We start from the raw sequence: 17745 nt of genomic DNA on the forward strand, positions 1-17745 counted from the left end.
ATATCCATGCGCTGGTCCGCGATGAGCAGGGCGCGAAGATGTCCAAATCCAAGGGTAATGTGGTCGACCCGCTGGAGCTGATGGACAAATACGGCGCCGATGCGCTGCGTTTTTTCCTCTCCACCAGCGCCGCGCAAGGCCGCGATGTGCGCCTTTCCGAGCAGCGGGTCGAGGGCTACCGCAATTTTGCGACCAAGCTCTGGAATGCCGCCCGCTTCTGCGAGATGAATGACTGCGCGGTGCCGGAAGGGTTTGATCCCTTCGCGGTGAAAGAGACCATTAATCAATGGATTGTCGGCGAGACGGTCAAATGCGAAAGCGCGGTGCGCGCGGCGATCGAGGGCTATCGTTTTAACGATGCCTCCAACGCGATCTATGCCTTCACCTGGAATGTCTTCTGCGACTGGTATCTCGAATTCGCGAAGCTGCCCTTCATGGGCAATGACAAGGCGGAAACGCAGGCAACAGCGGCCTGGGCGCTGGACCAGATCCTGAAAATCCTGCATCCCTTTATGCCGTTTGTCACTGAGGAACTCTGGGGCAGCGTCGCGGCAAAGCGGAACAGCGATCTGATCGTTGCCGACTGGCCGGTCTATCCGGCGGAGGGCGTCAATGCGGATGCAACGGCGGAAATGGATTGGGTACAGGAGCTGATCACCGGCATTCGCGGGGTGCGCAGCGAAATGAATGTGCCCGCCGGTGCGAAAATTCCGCTGATCTTCAATGAGGGGAGCGCGGACGATAACGCCCGGCTTGAAAAACATTGGGATATCATCGCCCGCATGGCCCGGCTGGAGTCGCGCGAGATTGATGCCGCTGTGCCGAAAGGGGCGCTGCAATTTGTGCATAAGGGCGCGACGGTCATACTCCCGCTCGCGGGGGCGATGGATCTGGACGCGGAGAAAGCGCGGATCGCCAAGGAAATGGCTAAGCTCTCGGGCTATATGACCGGCCTCAACAAGAAGCTCGGCAACGAAAAATTCGTCGCCAATGCCCCGGCGGATGTGGTCGAGGGCGAGAAGGCGAAGCTGGCGGATGCCGAAACCCAACTCGCCAAGCTCAACGATGCAGCGGAACGCCTCGCGGAGCTTTGAACGCCCGGCTCGGGATTAAGAAGCGGCGCTTTGGCGCCGCTTTTTTTTGTCTGTTTGATGGCAAAAATATGATCATTTTATGATCGATGCGGCCAAAGCTTGAACCGGAAATATACCACATTACTTGCGGGATAACGATGTATTAGACATTTTTAACCAAGAGGTCAGCAATGCAAAGTGAATATCCGCAAACCCATGTATTGGGCAACCGAACAAAAACCATCCCCCAGATGAGGAAGCGGTTAATTGAAATCGCGAATGAGCATAAATTGCCCGAATTACGCGAGATAGCGGAAGGACTGTATCGCAAATCCGCCCTCAAAAAAGGTAACGAATTAAGATCCGGCGCGCGCGATCACGGCGTTCCAGAGGCGGGTCTGCTGCCGTTCAATCCAGGGCACCATCGGACAGATGACGAGCCACGGCAACAGGATCAGGCAGGCCGCTCCGCCGCCGACTATCGCATCCGTCAGCCAATGACCGCCGCCCGCAAGGCGTGGTAGGCAAACGAAAACCATCAGCAGAACGCTTAAAATCGCGATATAGGGACGATCCCGGAACAGCATAATAATACCGCCCGCGAACAGCGCGCTGGTCATCGCATGGTCTCCGGGGAAGGAATTGTCGGTCGAGGTCTTCACCGTATAGCCCGTGATATAGTCATTTATGTTGTTGAACGGGCTGAGAACGAGGCCGGGGCTTGGATGAATGAAATCGCCAACCAGCTTTTTCGACACCAGCAAGGCGAGCAGGATGAGGAAGGTAATTGCGCTAAGTTTCGCCATGACCGCGATACGTGCTTTCCGCTCCGTCGAGGCCACCATATAGATACAGATGGCAAGCATGGCAACGAATGTTCCCTGATCGAAGGTTTTACTGTTCGTCCAGGCCCAGAACTGGGTGAGGAAGCCATCCGGCGTAATTGTGTCATTCAGGATCCGGAAAACACCAATATCCAGCTTCCGCCAGATGACGTCATAGAACCCGGTCAGATTTGACATCAGCAAAATCACGGCCGACAGGGTGCAGACGATCAGCAGGGTTATTCGCGTTCGCAGCAGGCGCGCGTCTGAGGTGGAAAGGGACATTGCGCTCCGGTTTACTCTAATATTGTAACCAAATTGTCATATGATCTTCTATTTATGGTTAGGGAAATGGGCTTGTCAATCCCGGCTCGTAAGTTTGTGATTGAGGCGGGAGGGAAAATAGCCTTACACTTCCGCTGATAATTTCACGCAACGAAAAGCCGGGAATACCCGGCATCAGCGAGAGGGAGCCCATCCATGACAGACATTCATTTTGCGTCCGCCCATGAACAGGCGGCGAAAATCGTTCAAGGGGAAATCGGCGCGGAGGAGCTGCTCGATCATTATCTCGCGCGCATCGCCAAATATAACGGCGATCTCAATGCCGTGATCTGGATGGACGAGAAAACCGCGCGGGCACGGGCGCGGGAGGCGGATGCGGCGCGGAGCAGAGGCGATCGGCTGGGCCCGCTCCACGGTGTGCCGATGACGATCAAGGAAAGCTACAACCTTGTTGGCAGCCCCTCGACCTGGGGCAATCCGGCGTGGAAAGACCATTATCCGGAGAAAAATGCCCTGAGTGTGCAGCGGCTTCTCGATGTCGGCGCGAATATCTTCGGCAAGACCAACGTGCCCTTCATGCTCGCCGACTGGCAGAGCTTTAACGATATCTACGGCACGACGAACAATCCCTGGGACCTCGGCCGGACACCGGGCGGCTCGTCGGGCGGCTCGGCTGCGGCACTGGCGGCGGGGCTGTCGGGGATCGAGACCGGCTCCGACATTGGCGCGTCCATCCGTAACCCGGCGCATTACTGCGGCGTCTGCGGTCACAAGCCGACCTATGGCATCATTCCGGGGCATGGCCAGAAACCGCCGGGGATTGTCGCCGACAGCGATATCGCCGTGCTGGGCCCGCTCGCACGCTCCGCCTTCGATCTCGAAATTGCCCTCGATGTGATGGCGGGGGCGGGGCGACCGCAAAACGCCGCCTGGACGCTCAACCTGAAACCGGCGCGCCACCGGCACCTTGCGGATTTCCGCGTCGCCGTGATGACGAGCGCCGAGGGGTTCGATGTCGATAATGACTATCAGGCGGCCCTCAGCGCCATTGCCGACAAGCTGGAGGCGGCGGGCGCCCGCGTCAGCCGCACCGCCCGGCCCGATATTCCCATCGCCGCGGCCTATGAGACCTATATCCTGCTCTTGCGGGCGGCGACGTCCGGCGCACTTACCGAGGAGCAGCTGGCGCGCTTTCGCAAGATCGTTGCCGAGGCGGATCCCGACGACAAGAGCTATCTCACCCTGATGGCGCGGGCCGGGACGCTGCCGCATAAGGAATGGCTGCGGATCAATAACGAGCGTCACCTGATGGCGCTAAAATGGGCATCGTTCTTTGAGGACTACGATATTCTCATCTGTCCCGCCGCCGCCGGACCGGCGTTCCCGCAAAACCAGACGGGGGAGCGGCAGGACCGCATGATCGATATCAATGGCAATCCGCAGCCGAGCACGGATCAGATGTTTTGGGCGGGCTACCCCAACATGGTCGATCTGCCCTCCACCGTGGTGCCGGCGGGGATCACGCCCGGCGGTCTGCCGGTCGGGCTGCAGGCCGTCGCGGCTTACGGCGAGGACAAGACCTCCCTCCGGCTCTGCCAGCTGATCGAGGAGGCATTCGGCGGCTTCACCCCGCCGCCCGGGTATGATTGAGCCGGGCGCAGCCTTAACCCCAAAGACTCCCCGAAAATGCCTTAATTTCGGCGGCCTTTGATAAGAGACTGTATTTAAACGGAAAATAAATCTCCGGGCGACCGAAGCCTAAATTTTTCGTAAAAATGCAGACAGATAGCAAGACTTTGTAAAGAAAATCTTGCTACCTCTTGTCGCAGGATGACTGCGCCGATGCGCCTCGGTCTGAGCGGCGAATATGGACCGGGATGACGGCGGAACTTCTGCTTTGGAGGCAAAAATGGCCTATGCCATTCCGATGATCGAGCCGCAAACCCGGAGACGGGCGATTGCCTATGCGGGCATCTCCTGGACCTGCCTGTTTTTCGGGCCCTTTCCGGCGTTGTACCGGAGCCATATCCTCGGCTTTGTCGGCATGTCGCTGGTCAATCTGGCGACGCTTGGTTTCTCCCTGCCGGTTTTCATTTTCGTCTATAACGCCTGGCACTATCATTCGCTGCTGTCGCGGGGGTATCGCCCGGCGCGGGACAGCCACACAGCCATGACGGAAGAAGCCGTCCGTGTACCGCCGAGCTTTCAGGATAATATGGAAGATATTTACGACACCGGAGAGACGCCAAAGAGACAGCGGATCCGCCTGGCGTCGCCGAAATTATCCGACCGCCTGATCGATGACCATCATCAGGGATCCTTCCTGAAGAAATAATTTGCCTGCTACAGCAGCATGACGCTGGTCGTCACATGGGAGACAGGTTTCGCCGCGTCGCCCATATGCAAATTTACCTCCCCATAGACGAGCCGCTTGCCGGACTTGACAATGCGTGCCTCGGCGAACATCTCGTCCCCTTGCGCCGGACGGAGGAAGGTCGTCTGCATATTGACGGAGGTCATGGAGACGAAAGAGCCCGCATTGGCGGCGACGGCAAAGACCATGGCGGTATCGGCAAGCGCCATGATCGCCTGACCGCAGATCATCCCGCCCAGGCGATTGATCCGGTCCGTTGCGGGAATGCGTAACGTCGCGCTTCCCGTCGTAATGTCGGTGATCGTGATGTCCAGCTCCTTGATCCAGTCGGCGAAGCTGTTTTCGAAGAAGTCTTGCGCTTCCTTTAGAGTAATTTCAGACATGCGGCCCTTTATTGTTAGATTTCTGCCAAAGTTACAATGGCGCAAGTTTCGGCGGCGGGCAATATGCAATGCAATCGCCCATTTCCTGCGGTGTCATCCTTTCCCTTTACGTTCGCTGCGATTTCTCTAATATTTCAAGAAAACAGACAGGGAGCAGGGAATGTTTATTTCACAGTTATTGACGCGCGCGGTCCAGACCAAGCGCGACTGCATCGCCACCATTTGCGCCGGGCGGGAGCGGACCTATGGGGAGTTTGCGGAACGGGTACAGAAGTTTGCCGGCGCGCTCCGGTCTTTCGGCATCACGAAGGGGGAACGGGTGGCCATTCTCGCGCATAATTCCGATCGGTATCTGGAATTCTACTATGCGACGCCCTGGGCGGGCGGGGTGTTCGTGCCCGTGAATACGCGCCTTGCGGTGCCGGAGTTTGCCTATTGGCTGGATGATTCAGGCTCGGAAATCCTGCTCGTCGATGACGCCTTTGCGCCCGCCGTGCCGGAGCTGAAAAAGCGGGTCGCGAGTTTGCGGGAAATTGTTTATATCGGCGATGGCGACACACCGGAGGGGATGCTGAATTATGAAACCCTCATCGAGAGCCATGATCCGGTCCCGGATGCCGGGCGCGGCTTTGACGATATCGCCGGGCTTTTTTATACCGGCGGGACGACGGGCGTCTCCAAGGGGGTAATGCTCAGCCATACGAACTTCATCACCAACACGCTGAACGCCATGCCCTGCTTCAGCTTCGAGGAAGATGCCCGCTGGCTGCATGTGGCGCCGATGTTCCATATTGCTGATGGCGCGGCGGTGTTCGGCACGACCATGGGCCTCGGTGTCCATGTTTTCATTCCGGGCTTCACGCCCAAGGGCACGATGGAGGCGGTACAGCAATATAAGATCACCAATACCCTTCTCGTGCCGACCATGGTCAATATGGTGGTCAATGACCCGGATATTGCCAACTACGATATGTCGAGCCTGAAAGACATTATCTATGGCGCCTCCCCGATGCCGGAGGCGGTGATCGTGAAAGCGCTGGAGGTTCTGCCGGACGCGGGCTTCACTCATGCCTATGGCCAGACGGAATGCGCGCCGCTGGTGACTTTTACGGGGCCGGAATTTCATGTGATGGACGGGCCGAACGCGGGGCGGTTCAAGTCGGCGGGGCGGCCCGCCTATGCGGTGGAGGTGCGGATTTTCGATGCCAATGACGCAGAAGTGCCCTATGGCACCGTTGGACAGATTTGCGTGCGTGGCGCGAATGTCATGCTCGGTTACTGGAACAAGCCAGAGCAGACGGCAGAGGCGCTTCGCGGGGGCTGGATGCATTCGGGCGACGGCGGCTATATGGATGAGCAGGGCTTCGTCTATGTCGTCGATCGGGTGAAGGACATGATCATATCGGGCGGGGAGAATGTCTATTCCGCCGAGGTCGAGAATGCGGTCTATCAGCATCCGGCGGTTGCCGAATGCGCGGTGATCGGTATCCCCCATGAAACCTGGGGCGAGCAGGTCCACGCCGTTGTCCGGCTGCATGACGGCAAGGAGAGCAGCGAGCAGGATGTGATCGCGTTCAGCCACACGCTGATCGCCGGGTTCAAATGCCCGCGCAGCGTTACCTTCGTGACCGATCCGCTGCCGCTCTCCGGGGCGGGCAAGATTTTGAAGACGGAACTGCGCAAACCCTATTGGGCGGACAAGGAAAAGCAGGTCAGTTAGCGCGCGCCATTCCGTCACCCGGCGCGGGTACAATCCCTGACCTCGACCCGCCGTCGGGGCAGGCTGCTGCTGTTATCCTCGCCCCGGCCGATCATATAGAGCGCGGTCTTGTTGAGCCCGGCCTCTGTCAGCAGGCGGGTGACCGCCGCCGCGCGTTGACGCGAGAGGCGGTAGTTATCAAAGCTCGACCCGCTCGGGTCCGAATGGCCGGAGACCACGATGAATTGGCTGCCGCCATCGAGATACCGGCCCGCCAGCTTGCGGATCAGGCTTTTTGTCTCTTCGCTGGGCACCGCCGTCGAGCCGACCTTGAACGTCACCACCAGATGCGGCGATTGATCCCAGCAGTAGTCGGGGATGGTGGCGACAATGCGCTTGGTATGATCGAGTTCCACTTCATTGAGGGCGTAAGAGATCCGGCCAAGCCCTTCCTCAAGATTATCAAGCGCAGCCTCTGATTTCGCGGCGCTCCGTTCCAGCGCGTCCAGCTTCAGCTTGAGATTTGCTGTGTCCGCCTGTTCGCGTTGCCGGGTTGACTTGGCGAGGGTTGTGATATTGTCGCTATTCTCCCGCGCCAGCTTCTCGATGGTCCCGATCTTGTCCTCAAGACCGGCAAGGCGCGTCTCTTCCTTCGGCGTCTCTCCGCCATAAAGGGGTCCGAGATTTTCGACCGGCACGGCGAAGGGGAGGCGGGTGCTGCCGTTGAAGAACAGTTCGAACCGGGAGGTAGAGCCAAGATAGAGGACCGGCTCTGCAGTCGCTCCCTGATGCAACCTTACAACGGGGAAGCTGAAAAAACTGGTCAGGCTTCGCTGGAACTTATCCGACACGGCCACTTCCTCCGGCAGGTCGGCGAGGTCGCTATGGCAGAGGTTCGACATATTGAGCGCCGGGTACAGGGTCTTGGTCTCCGTCGCAGCGGGGACAATTTTCTTGTCCGCCACCATGATGATACATTCGCGCAAATCCCGTGCCTGATGAGCGGCATAGAGGATCGATCCGCTTGAGGCCAGCACGAGCAACAGGATCGTCACAAAGAAACGATGATTGTTGAACGTGCAGACCGCAAGGAAACGACGGTAGATATCGCGCGCAATATCACCCGCGTCGGGCCCGGTGGCGGCGTGTAGCGCTTTCTTGTGGCGATGCAGGGAGAGGGCCAGATGTTCGCGCCCGATCAGGATTTGCGACGGGTTCTTGCGATTGCGCTTTGGCAGCAGAAAAATGAACATATGCAGGATGTTGAGAATAAAAATCCCGAGGCTGAGGCCGATGATCTTGAGCCGCCGGACGGGTTTCAGATGCTTGTGCGAGGTGGACAGGGTGACCTTGACCAGCAGCCAGATGCCGAAAATCACGGCAAGGATAATCGTATAGAATACCCAGGCTTTCAGGATGATAACCGTCAGCACGCCGCCGTTCCTGAGCGCGCTGATGAAGAAATCGTCAAGTCCTGCAAATTTAAGGTACTGAAGATCGAAAACGCCGTAATGCAGCGTTTCGAAAAACAGGCCAAAAACAAAGAAATAGCATAGCACAAGGGTGGTCAGGAACGGCACCAGCAACGCGAGGTTATAGGTGCGGTTCACCCGCAAATGCACCTCGCAGAAGATGTCATCATCAAGAGCCTTGTTGCGGCAGCGCACCCCGGCGCGCGTTATTCCTTCACATTGCATTGTTTCGACGCCTCTTGGTTTTCGGAAGCAAATAATCTTAAAAATAGTAAATTAAATATTAAAAACAAGTATAAGGTGTATTTCCGCGAAAAATATCCCCCCGGCCTTCGTAAATCCGGGCTGGCGCTTGTCCTCGCTCGCCGATCGTATTAACTAGGGACTATAGATTTCACGAAAGAGAAGAATATGCCCCAATATCGATCGAAGACCACCACGCAGGGACGGAACATGGCGGGCGCCCGGGCACTCTGGCGCGCCACCGGCATGACGGATGGCGATTTCGAGAAACCGATTATCGCGATCGCCAACAGCTTTACGCAGTTTGTGCCCGGCCATGTGCATCTGAAGGATCTCGGCCAGATGGTCGCGCGGGAGATTGAGAAATGCGGCGGTGTGGCCAAGGAATTCAACACCATCGCCGTCGATGACGGGATTGCCATGGGCCATGACGGCATGCTCTACAGCCTGCCCTCGCGCGAAGTGATCGCCGATGCCGTGGAATATATGGTCAATGGCCATTGCGCCGATGCGCTGGTCTGCATTTCCAACTGCGACAAGATCACACCCGGGATGCTGATGGCGGCCATGCGGCTCAATATCCCGGTGGTGTTTGTCTCCGGCGGCCCGATGGAGGCTGGTAAAGGCATGGCCGACGGCAAGGAGATTGGCCTCGACCTCATCGACGCGATGATCCAGGCGGCGGACCCGAATGTTTCCGACGCAGAGGTGGCGGAAGTGGAACGCTCGGCCTGTCCGACTTGCGGCTCCTGCTCGGGCATGTTTACCGCCAATTCCATGAACTGCCTGACCGAAGCGCTCGGCCTTGCGCTGCCCGGGAACGGCAGCATGCTGGCGACCCATGCGGATCGCAAGCAGCTCTTCCTCGATGCGGCGCGGACCATTGTCGATATCACCCGCCGTCATTATGAAATGGATGAGCCCGGACTGCTGCCGCGCGAAATCGCCAGTTTCGAGGCGTTTGAAAATGCGATGACTCTGGATATCGCCATGGGCGGCTCGACCAATACGGTCCTTCATCTTCTTGCCGCCGCGCAGGAAGGGGAGGTTGATTTCAAGATGGAGGATATTGACCGCCTGAGCCGAGGGGTGCCGCATCTGTGCAAGGTCGCGCCCAGCATCCAGACCTATCATATGGAGGATGTGCATCGCGCCGGTGGCATCATGGGCCTCTTGGGGGAGCTGTCCCGGGCGGAGCTTTTGCATACCGACGTGCCGACAGTGCATTCGCCAACCATGGCCGAGGCGATTGAGCTGTGGGATGTCGTCAAAACCCGCAGTAACACGGTGCAGGAATTTTACCGCGCCGGTCCCGGCGGGGTCCGCACGACCGAGGCGTTCAGCCAGTCGAAGCGTTACCCCGATCTTGATGTTGACCGGGAAAACGGCTGTATCCGCGCGAAGGAGCATGCCTATTCACAGGATGGCGGGCTTGCCGTTCTTTACGGGAATATTGCGCTGGATGGTTGTATCGTGAAGACGGCGGGCGTCGATGAGGGCAGCCTCAAATTCTCCGGCCCGGCCCGCGTATTCGAGAGCCAGGACGCGGCGGTCGAGGCGATCCTCGGTGATGAGATCAAGGCGGGCGACGTCGTCGTTATTGTCTATGAAGGGCCGAAGGGTGGCCCCGGTATGCAGGAAATGCTGTACCCGACGTCCTACCTCAAATCGAAGGGCCTCGGCAAGCAATGCGCGCTCCTGACCGACGGGCGGTTTTCCGGCGGTACGTCGGGCCTCTCCATCGGCCATGTCTCCCCTGAAGCGGCGGAAGGCGGCGCGATTGGCCTGGTGGAGGAGGGGGATATCATCGATATCGACATCCCGAACCGGACGATTAATCTGCGCGTTTCCGATGACGAGATGGCGAACCGGCGGATCAGGATGGATGCGAAGGGCGATGCCGGATGGGCACCGACCAAGCCGCGTGCCCGCAAAATCACCACCGCCCTCCGCGCCTACGCCGCGCTCACCACCAGCGCCGCAAGAGGCGCCGTCCGCGACGTCGATCAGCTGAAACGCTAGCCGATAGGCGCGCACCCAACAGAAAAGCCCGCTGGTACGCCCGGCGGGCGTTTTTTTGTCACCCTTCACAAACTCTTCAGATACTGATGCGCCTCCGTCAGGGTGAGGCCGCGGTTCTCGCGGAGAAGGGCGGTGGCGCCGAGGGCGTCGCCGCGGCGGACCATCTCGCGGAGGCGGTCTTCCTGTTCCTCCGTTGAGAGGGAGAGGAGTGGGGCTTCCTCCGCCGCTTCCGCCGTCTCCGTCCGGTAGAGACCGTTCAGAATGCCCTCCGCCTCCTTCATCGACGGGGTGAGGCGGGTCTTGCGGGTTTTCCAGTCAATGCGGATGATGCCGGTCTCTGTCATTAGCTTGATGTCCGACCCCTTGGCGTTTGCGGTCACCCCCTTGATCCAGGTCGGCCCCTTGCGGCGGCGTTCTTCTTCAAGCGCGGTGGCAACCCTGGCAAGATCGTCCCCATAAAGTGCAATCTCAAGGCTTTCCTCCTTGTGGACATGATTATCCTCCGGCACGTCCGCATCGGTCACCATGCGGGTTTTCTGTCCCATGAAGCGGAGCGCGCGGATTTCCCGTTTTGGGATAAAGGCGACGATGGGGTCAGCGGCATTTAAGCGGTGATCGCTGTAATTGCGGAGCTTGAGATAGAGCCCTTCCGGCGCGGCGCGCAGCGTCCAGTTGCTTTGCTTCATCGCGGCGACGGCGGAGGAGAGAAAGACCAGGCCAACAAGCGCGCAGGTCAGGACAATCACGCCGCAAAAGAGCCAGATAAAGATCGCGAACAGGATACTGAAGAGGGAGTCGCCCCTGCTGAACAGATCGTTCGCCCCCAGAAAAGCCGGAAATACGACGCTCCAACCCAGGAGGAACAGCGCAACAATCAAATGCCCTTTCCAGGACATTTTTGCGGTCAGGAGCGCGGGGTTTTGCCGCGCCTCGTCTTCCGTGATCAGGTCAATTTTTCCATACCGGCCCATAACTTCGCGCCCCTTTGGTCATCGTCAGGGGCAGAATAGCCGGAAATCCTTAATATTTTTCTGAACTAGTCCGCAAGATCGACCCAGATCGGCGTATGATCGGAGGGTTTTTCCTGACCGCGCGGGTCCTTGTCGATGCCGACCTCCGTCATCCGGTCGGCAGCCTGCGGGGAGAGGAGGAGATGATCGATGCGGATGCCGTTATCCTTCTGCCACGCCCCGCGCTGGTAATCCCAGTAGGTGTAATTCACCTCACTCGTGAAAGCGCGGTAGGCGTCCGCATAGCCCAAATTAAGAATCTGGCGAAAACGATTGCGGCTCTCGGGGCGGGTGAGGGCGTCGCCTTCCCAGGCTTTCGGGTCATAGCAATCCTCATCCTGCGGGATCACATTGTAATCACCGCCCAGCACAATGGGTTCTTCCAGCGTGAGAAGATATTTCGCGCGGGTGATCAGACGGTCCATCCATCCAAGCTTGTAGGGGAATTTCTCCGTGTCGGTCGGGTTGCCGTTGGGTAAGTAGATGGAGGCGATACGAACATTGTTGATGGTCGCCTCGATATAGCGGGCCTGCTCATCCGCGTCATCGCCCGGCAGGCCGCGCATCACATCCTCGATCGGGGATTTCGAGAGGATCGCCACGCCGTTATAGGTTTTCTGGCCATGAGTCTCGACATTATAGCCAAGATCCTCCACCTCCAGGCGGGGGAAGTTGTCGTCAATGACTTTCAGTTCCTGCAGGCAGAGGACATCCGGCGCATAGTCTTTTAAGTAATCGGTAAGCCGCGGCAGGCGGGCTTTCACCGAATTGACGTTCCAGCTGGCTATCTTCATATCACCCCTCGCGCAAAACAAAAGCCCGGCGAAAACCGGGCCTTTTTTCTAGCATCTTTGCCGCCTCAATCAAATGGCAAATGACGATCCGCAGGAGCAGGAGGCCGTGGCGTTGGGGTTCTTGATCTGGAAGGACGCGCCGATCATGTCATCGACAAAATCAATCTCCGACCCGGCGAGATACATCAACGACATCTGGTCCACCAGCAGGGTCGCGCCCTTGTTGGTCACCGCCACATCGTCCGGGTTTTGCGTATCCTCCAGATCAAAGCTGTACTGAAAGCCCGAGCAGCCGCCGCCATTGACCGCGACGCGCAGCATCTTCTTGTCGGAGTTCATTTCCTCGACAATGGCATTAATCCGGTCCGCTGCCGAAGTCGACAGCTTGACGGGAGGCTCCATTGTATCCATGACAGACATCGTACTTAAATTCCCATCTTACAAAGACAAACCGCCTTCGTTATAGAGACTATATAGCAAATGATGTATTAATCCTATGCCTGTTTGTCAATCGACGGTCCCGAAAAGGTGCCTGCATTATGTCCATCAGCTATATAACCGAGGCCCGGGAGGCACTTCACTCCACATTCGATGCGGTTGAGTTTGCGGATCAGGCGGAAAAAGCGGCGATCCTGCGGGAGGTGACGTTGCGTCCGCCAAAGGAAAAATCTTATGGTGATCTCTCAACAAACACCTGTATTATTTTGAAATCAAAAAAGAATATAGACTTTAAATCCATCTCGGAAAAGCTTGTTACCGCCTTTAGTGAGATGGCGGAGGTTAGCGATGTTCGCCTGGAGGATAACGGCTATATCAACATTAAATATTCTGTAAAACACTGGTTAAATAATATTTTACTGGTGTTGAGTGACGGGTTGGAATTCGGCCTGGAGAGGATAGCCGCGAAAAATTGCGTTTTCCCGGCACCGGCGGAAGTTGTTGACCTCGCGAGTTTCCGTGAGCAGGCAAATTTTGAGGCGCTGGACCGTATTGCGGTGCTGACTGGCGCGGAGGTGGTGCGCGAGCCTCTGCCAGTGCGGGAGGCAGCGGGGTTCCCCCATAAAACGGCAATTGCAAAATGCACCGAGGCGAAGACACGCTTTGCCGTTATCGCCAATCCGCCCGGCTTTATCGATGCGTTCAGCCCTATTTTAGCCATAGACCGGCACTATGATAATCCGGTTTTCGCGATACCTTACGCGCGCCTGATGCTACAACGGCTCGGCGCGACGGCGGAGGCGGCGGAAACCGGTATGAGTGACGGGGTGGATATGTCGGTTCTGAAATTGCCGGAGGAGGTGGCGCTGGCGCGGCTTTTGAGCGACTGGCCGCTGGCGCTTGAACGGTCGATGCGCAAACGGGACGCATTTTATCTCGCCTCTTTCCTCCAGGCGCTTTCCTTGCTATTTTTCAAACTCAATAAACGGGTGCATCCTGTATCGTCAAACTATCTGACGGCGGAGGCGGAGCGACCGGCGCGCCTTTGCTTGCTGGGTGCGCTTGATGTAATTTTAATCGGCGGCGTGAGGCTTCTCGGCGTTGATGCAGTAAAGGAGTATGGTTAAGTGACTGACGATGATGATTATCTGGACGATGACTTCTACGATGGCGAAGATGAGCCGCGTTTCAGCCGCAAGAAATGGATTGGCGGCATTCTCGCCCTGTTGATCATCGGCGGTTTCGGGATCGGCATCTGGTATGCCTATGATCAGGGCGTTAAAAAGGGCGTCCAGCTCGCCCCGCCAATCATCAGCGCCGACACATCGCCCGTCAAGGTCAAGCCCGACGATCCGGGCGGGATGGATATCCCCAATCAGGACAAACAGGTCTTTAACGTGCTGAAATCCGGCGACGCGCCTGAGAAGGTGGAAAAACTGATGCCGCCACCGGAAGACGCGATCAAGGATGAGGCGACTGAGACGGCAGCCGTGAGCGAGGCCGAAAAGGCTGCGGACGAGAACAAGCTTGAAACCCTGATCGAGAAGGCAACGAAGGACGCGCCCACGGCGGATGCCGCAGCATCCGAGGCAGCGGAACCGGCCGAAAAACCTGAGGTGATGGTCGAGAAGATTGAACCCAAGGTAGAGGAGAAAAAGGTCGAGGTGGCGGCGGCACCGGTGCCCAAAAAGGTTGAGGAACCCAAGACGAGCGGGCCGCTTTACCGGGTGCAGGTTGGCTCTTTCCGCTCTCCCGACGCGGCGGAGAAACAATGGTCAACGCTTTCCGCCAAGCATAAGTCGCTTCTCTCCGGCCTTAACTACCGGGTACAGGATGTTGATGTGAAGGACAAGGGCAAGTACTACCGCCTGCAACTTGGGGCCTATGGCAGCCGGGACGGCGCGAACAAGCTTTGCAGTGATCTAAAGGCGCAAAAGCAGGATTGTCTCGTTGTCAGGGGCTGATCTTTCCAGCTGCCGCTCCGTCATTTTTGGCTGTGAAGGAACGAAGCTGACCGCGGCGGAGAAGAAATTCTTCAAGGCGGAGCAGCCCTTCGGCTTTATCCTGTTCGCTCGTAATGTGGAGACACCAAAACAGCTCAAGAAACTCGTGAAATCCCTGCGGTCGGCGGTCGGGCGGCCCGATGCGCCGGTCCTGATCGATCAGGAGGGGGGCCGGGTGCAGCGCTTGCGCGCGCCCCACTGGTTCGAGGCGAAACCCTTCGGCTATTTCGGAAAACTCTATCAATCCGATCCGGACAAGGCGATTGAGGCCTTGCGCCTGACGACCCGGCTGATCGCGGCGGACCTTAACGACGCCGGAATCACTGTGGATTGCACGCCCTGTCTTGATCTTTCCCTGCCGGAGACTGTCGAAGCCATTGGCGACCGGGCCTTTGACGGCGATCCGCAGGCCATTGCCCGCCTCGGCGCGGTGGTGGCGGAGGAAATGCTGACCGCCGGGATCATTCCCGTGATCAAGCATATGCCGGGCCATGGCCGCGCAACCGTCGATAGCCATCACGCCTTGCCCCATGTCGGTGCAGAGCTGGAAATGCTGGAGGAGACGGATTTCGCGCCCTTCAAGGCCCTTTCCATGCTACCCTGGGGGATGACCAGCCATATCGTCTTTGACGCCATCGATGCGGATCATCCGGCGACCCAGTCCGCCGCCGTCATCAAGGATATTATCCGGGGTGAGATCGGCTTTAACGGGCTTCTGCTGACCGATGACCTCAATATGGAGGCGCTGTCGGGCAGTCTGCCCGAACGGGCGACCGCCGCGCTGGAGGCCGGGGTGGATATCGTGCTGCATTGTTCCGGTGTCCTTATCGAGATGGAGGAAGTGGCTGCTGTCTGCCCGCCCCTGACGGAGGAGGCCAAGGCGCGGATCAATCTTGGCAATCAGGTGTTCAACCATACCCCGGACAAGATGGACGCAAAGGTGGATCTCGCCCGGCTTAACGATCTTCTGGAAATGGGCGTCGCCTGATGGATTTTGGCAATATTTTCTACCAGATTTCCATCTGGATTATCCCGGCGCTCGCGGCCATTACCCTGCATGAAGCGGCGCATGGCTTCGTTGCCTGGAAACTCGGCGATGACACGGCCAAGCGGCAGGGGCGGGTAACCTTCAATCCGTTCAAGCATATCGACCCGATGGGCACGATCATCATTCCGGGCATTTTGCTGCTGATCAAGGCGCCGTTCCTGTTCGGCTATGCGAAGCCGGTGCCGGTGAACTTCGGTCGCCTGAACAATCCGCGCCGCGATATGATCTGGGTGGCGCTGGCCGGGCCGGGCATGAATTTCCTGCTGGCCTTCCTTTTTGCGCTCGGCTTTCATCTTCTGCCGCTCTTTCCGGGAGAGGTGGCTGAATGGCTCGCACATAATTGCAAAAATGGTATTATTCTCAATGTGGTGCTGGGTGTTTTTAACCTGCTGCCGCTGCCGCCGCTGGATGGCGGGCGGGTCGCCGTCGGCATTCTGCCCGACAGTCTCGCCCTGCCGCTCGCCCGGCTGGAACGCTATGGATTTTTCATCCTGATCGGGGTGATTTTCCTTCTTCCCATGATCACGCGCCAACTCGGCATGGAGGTTGATCTGCTGAACTGGCTGTTCACCGGACCGATCAGCTATGTGGTCAATCTGATTGCCAATCTGGCCGGTCTGGGATAGGCTTTTGCGATGCTGACAGGCACAGAAATCAGAGTAAAGGCGGCGCACCGTGGATAAGGGCTCCTTCGACGAGGCGGGAGAGAAAAACCCCGATGTTATCCCGCTTCCCACGCATGCGCTGCTGGTCGATCTTGATGGCTATGAAGGGCCGCTGGATGTGCTCTTGGTGCTGGCGCGGGACCAGAAGGTAGATCTTCTTAAAATTTCCATTTTGCAGCTGGCGGAGCAGTATCTCGCCTTTATCGAGCAGGCCCGCGCGCTCCGCCTTGAGGTGGCGGCGGATTATCTGGTGATGGCGGCCTGGCTTGCCTATCTGAAGTCGCGCCTGTTGCTCCCGGCGGAGGAAGACGATGGCCCGACCGGAGAGGAACTGGCGGACCGGCTGGCCTTTTTGCTGAAAAAGCTGGAGGCGATGCGCGACGCGGCGGAAAAGCTGACGAACGGCACGGTCGTCGGGCGCGACCGGATGCAGCGCGGCAGGCCCGAGGCGATCCGGATTACCCGCCATTCGAAATATGATTGTACGTTACGGGAGTTGCTTCAGGCCTATGCCGCGCAGAAGGAACGCAAGGGCATCATCAATCCGCTCCGCCTGATGCGCGACGCTGTCTTCTCGGTGGAGGCGGCGCTCGACCGGCTTGAAAAGATGCTCGGCACCCTGCCGGAATGGACGGATTTGATGGCGTATCTGCCGGAGAATATCTCCGATCCGTTCAGCCGCCGCTCGGCCCAGGCCTCGACCTTGCTGGCGAGCCTGCAGATGGCGAAAGAGGGGCAGCTTGAGCTGCGTCAGGGCGCGACATTCGGCCCCATTCAGGTGAAAAAGAGGAATAGCGAGAAATGAGTCTCGATCCCGAGCATGTCAGAATGGCGGAGGCACTGCTGTTTGCCTCGAAAGAGCCGCTGGATGAGGCCGCGCTGGCGGAACGCTTACCCGACGGCGCCGATATTTCGGCCATCCTCGCGACCATTGAGGAGCAATACCGCCATAAGGGCGTTAATCTCACCCGCCTTGCCGGAAAATGGACCTTTCTGACGGCGCCGGATCTTTCCTGGCTGCTCGAAGAGGAGCGGGAAACCACCCGTCGCCTCAGCCGCGCCGCGCTTGAGACCCTCGCGATTATTGCCTATCACCAACCGGCGACCCGCGCCGAGATTGAGGAAATTCGCGGGGTTGGCCTCAGCCGCGGCACCATGGATGTGTTGTTCGATGCGGGCTGGATACGCCCGCGTGGTCGCCGTCGGACGCCGGGACGGCCGGTCACCTATGGTGTGACGGAAGACTTTCTCATTCATTTCGGCCTTGATGATATCAATGACCTCCCGGGCTTTGACGAGATGAAGGCGGCGGGTTTGCTCAGTACAGAGCCCACCGGCATTTTCAATGATCTTGCCCGCCCCGACGAAGAACTGGACGAAGTTGAGGACCCGGAGGAAGAGGAACTCTAGGC

General features: G+C 58.2%; 17 protein-coding genes. 11 read left to right on the top strand and 6 right to left on the bottom strand.

Annotated features, from left to right (window positions below; all coding sequences use genetic code 11):
- The coding region (locus P1U71_RS08385) for a class I tRNA ligase family protein (RefSeq protein ID WP_301105127.1) at positions 1-1094 on the top strand (1094 nt) is incomplete at its 5' end.
- A gap of 335 nt (positions 1095-1429) precedes the next feature.
- Here P1U71_RS08385 and P1U71_RS08390 read toward each other — a convergent pair.
- A complete protein-coding gene (locus P1U71_RS08390) occupies positions 1430-2182 on the bottom strand; it encodes a phosphatase PAP2 family protein (protein WP_301105128.1) in 753 nt (250 codons plus the stop codon).
- 195 nt (positions 2183-2377) lie between these two features.
- Between P1U71_RS08390 and P1U71_RS08395 the strand changes: the two genes are divergently transcribed.
- Together P1U71_RS08395 and P1U71_RS08400 are read left to right on the top strand one after the other, a co-directional pair.
- Entirely contained in the window at positions 2378-3832 is a 1455-nt protein-coding gene (locus P1U71_RS08395; RefSeq protein ID WP_301105129.1) for an amidase, read from the top strand.
- A gap of 217 nt (positions 3833-4049) precedes the next feature.
- The gene (locus P1U71_RS08400; protein WP_301105130.1) at positions 4050-4517 is read left to right on the top strand and encodes a hypothetical protein; all 468 of its coding nucleotides are present in this window, start codon (positions 4050-4052) and stop codon (positions 4515-4517) included.
- A gap of 8 nt (positions 4518-4525) precedes the next feature.
- Here P1U71_RS08400 and P1U71_RS08405 read toward each other — a convergent pair whose 3' ends face one another.
- Positions 4526-4939, bottom strand: coding sequence for a PaaI family thioesterase (locus tag P1U71_RS08405; RefSeq protein ID WP_301105132.1), 414 nt, complete (start codon positions 4937-4939; stop codon positions 4526-4528).
- Between the two features lie 160 nt (positions 4940-5099).
- On the opposite strand from P1U71_RS08405, the gene P1U71_RS08410 reads away from it, so the two are divergent.
- Positions 5100-6659, top strand: coding sequence for a long-chain fatty acid--CoA ligase (locus tag P1U71_RS08410; RefSeq protein ID WP_301105133.1), 1560 nt, complete (start codon positions 5100-5102; stop codon positions 6657-6659).
- 14 nt (positions 6660-6673) lie between these two features.
- Here P1U71_RS08410 and P1U71_RS08415 read toward each other — a convergent pair whose 3' ends face one another.
- Positions 6674-8335 (bottom strand): OmpA family protein, encoded by a 1662-nt coding sequence (locus P1U71_RS08415; RefSeq protein WP_301105134.1) that lies wholly within the window; start codon positions 8333-8335, stop codon positions 6674-6676.
- Positions 8336-8521: 186 nt separating this feature from the next.
- Here P1U71_RS08415 and ilvD point away from each other — a divergent pair, with 186 nt between their 5' ends.
- Positions 8522-10375, top strand: a complete 1854-nt coding sequence (gene ilvD / locus P1U71_RS08420; protein ID WP_301105135.1) for a dihydroxy-acid dehydratase — start codon at positions 8522-8524, stop codon at positions 10373-10375.
- A gap of 65 nt (positions 10376-10440) precedes the next feature.
- Here the strand turns inward: ilvD and P1U71_RS08425 are convergent, their stop codons facing one another.
- The 3 genes from P1U71_RS08425 to erpA form a co-directional block, all read right to left on the bottom strand.
- Positions 10441-11346: a hypothetical protein gene (locus P1U71_RS08425; protein ID WP_301105136.1), complete on the bottom strand. Its 906-nt coding sequence runs from the start codon at positions 11344-11346 to the stop codon at positions 10441-10443.
- A 65-nt stretch (positions 11347-11411) separates the two neighbouring features.
- Positions 11412-12179, bottom strand: coding sequence for an exodeoxyribonuclease III (gene xth, locus P1U71_RS08430; RefSeq protein ID WP_301105137.1), 768 nt, complete (start codon positions 12177-12179; stop codon positions 11412-11414).
- A gap of 69 nt (positions 12180-12248) precedes the next feature.
- Positions 12249-12599 (bottom strand): iron-sulfur cluster insertion protein ErpA, encoded by a 351-nt coding sequence (erpA, locus tag P1U71_RS08435; protein WP_301105138.1) that lies wholly within the window; start codon positions 12597-12599, stop codon positions 12249-12251.
- A gap of 119 nt (positions 12600-12718) precedes the next feature.
- Here erpA and P1U71_RS08440 point away from each other — a divergent pair, with 119 nt between their 5' ends.
- From P1U71_RS08440 to scpB, 6 genes are read left to right on the top strand one after another with little or no spacing between them, the layout of a single operon-like run.
- On the top strand, positions 12719-13744 hold the full coding sequence (locus P1U71_RS08440) for a DALR anticodon-binding domain-containing protein (RefSeq protein WP_301105139.1): 1026 nt from the start codon (positions 12719-12721) through the stop codon (positions 13742-13744).
- Positions 13745-14581 (top strand): SPOR domain-containing protein, encoded by an 837-nt coding sequence (locus P1U71_RS08445; protein ID WP_301105140.1) that lies wholly within the window; start codon positions 13745-13747, stop codon positions 14579-14581.
- Complete coding sequence (nagZ, locus tag P1U71_RS08450; RefSeq protein WP_301105142.1) at positions 14568-15608, top strand: beta-N-acetylhexosaminidase; 1041 nt, start codon at positions 14568-14570, stop codon at positions 15606-15608. Before P1U71_RS08445 ends, nagZ begins: the two co-directional genes overlap by 14 nt.
- Entirely contained in the window at positions 15608-16294 is a 687-nt protein-coding gene (locus P1U71_RS08455; RefSeq protein ID WP_301105143.1) for a site-2 protease family protein, read from the top strand. Before nagZ ends, P1U71_RS08455 begins: the two co-directional genes overlap by 1 nt.
- 49 nt (positions 16295-16343) lie before the next feature.
- The gene (locus P1U71_RS08460; protein WP_301105144.1) at positions 16344-17138 is read left to right on the top strand and encodes a ScpA family protein; all 795 of its coding nucleotides are present in this window, start codon (positions 16344-16346) and stop codon (positions 17136-17138) included.
- Positions 17135-17743 (top strand): SMC-Scp complex subunit ScpB, encoded by a 609-nt coding sequence (gene scpB / locus P1U71_RS08465; RefSeq protein ID WP_301105145.1) that lies wholly within the window; start codon positions 17135-17137, stop codon positions 17741-17743. The genes P1U71_RS08460 and scpB overlap by 4 nt, the downstream gene beginning before the upstream one ends.
- The last annotated feature ends 2 nt before the right edge of the window (positions 17744-17745 follow it).

Source organism: Sneathiella sp. (assembly GCF_029233945.1).
Classification (GTDB): Bacteria; Pseudomonadota; Alphaproteobacteria; order Sneathiellales; family Sneathiellaceae; genus Sneathiella.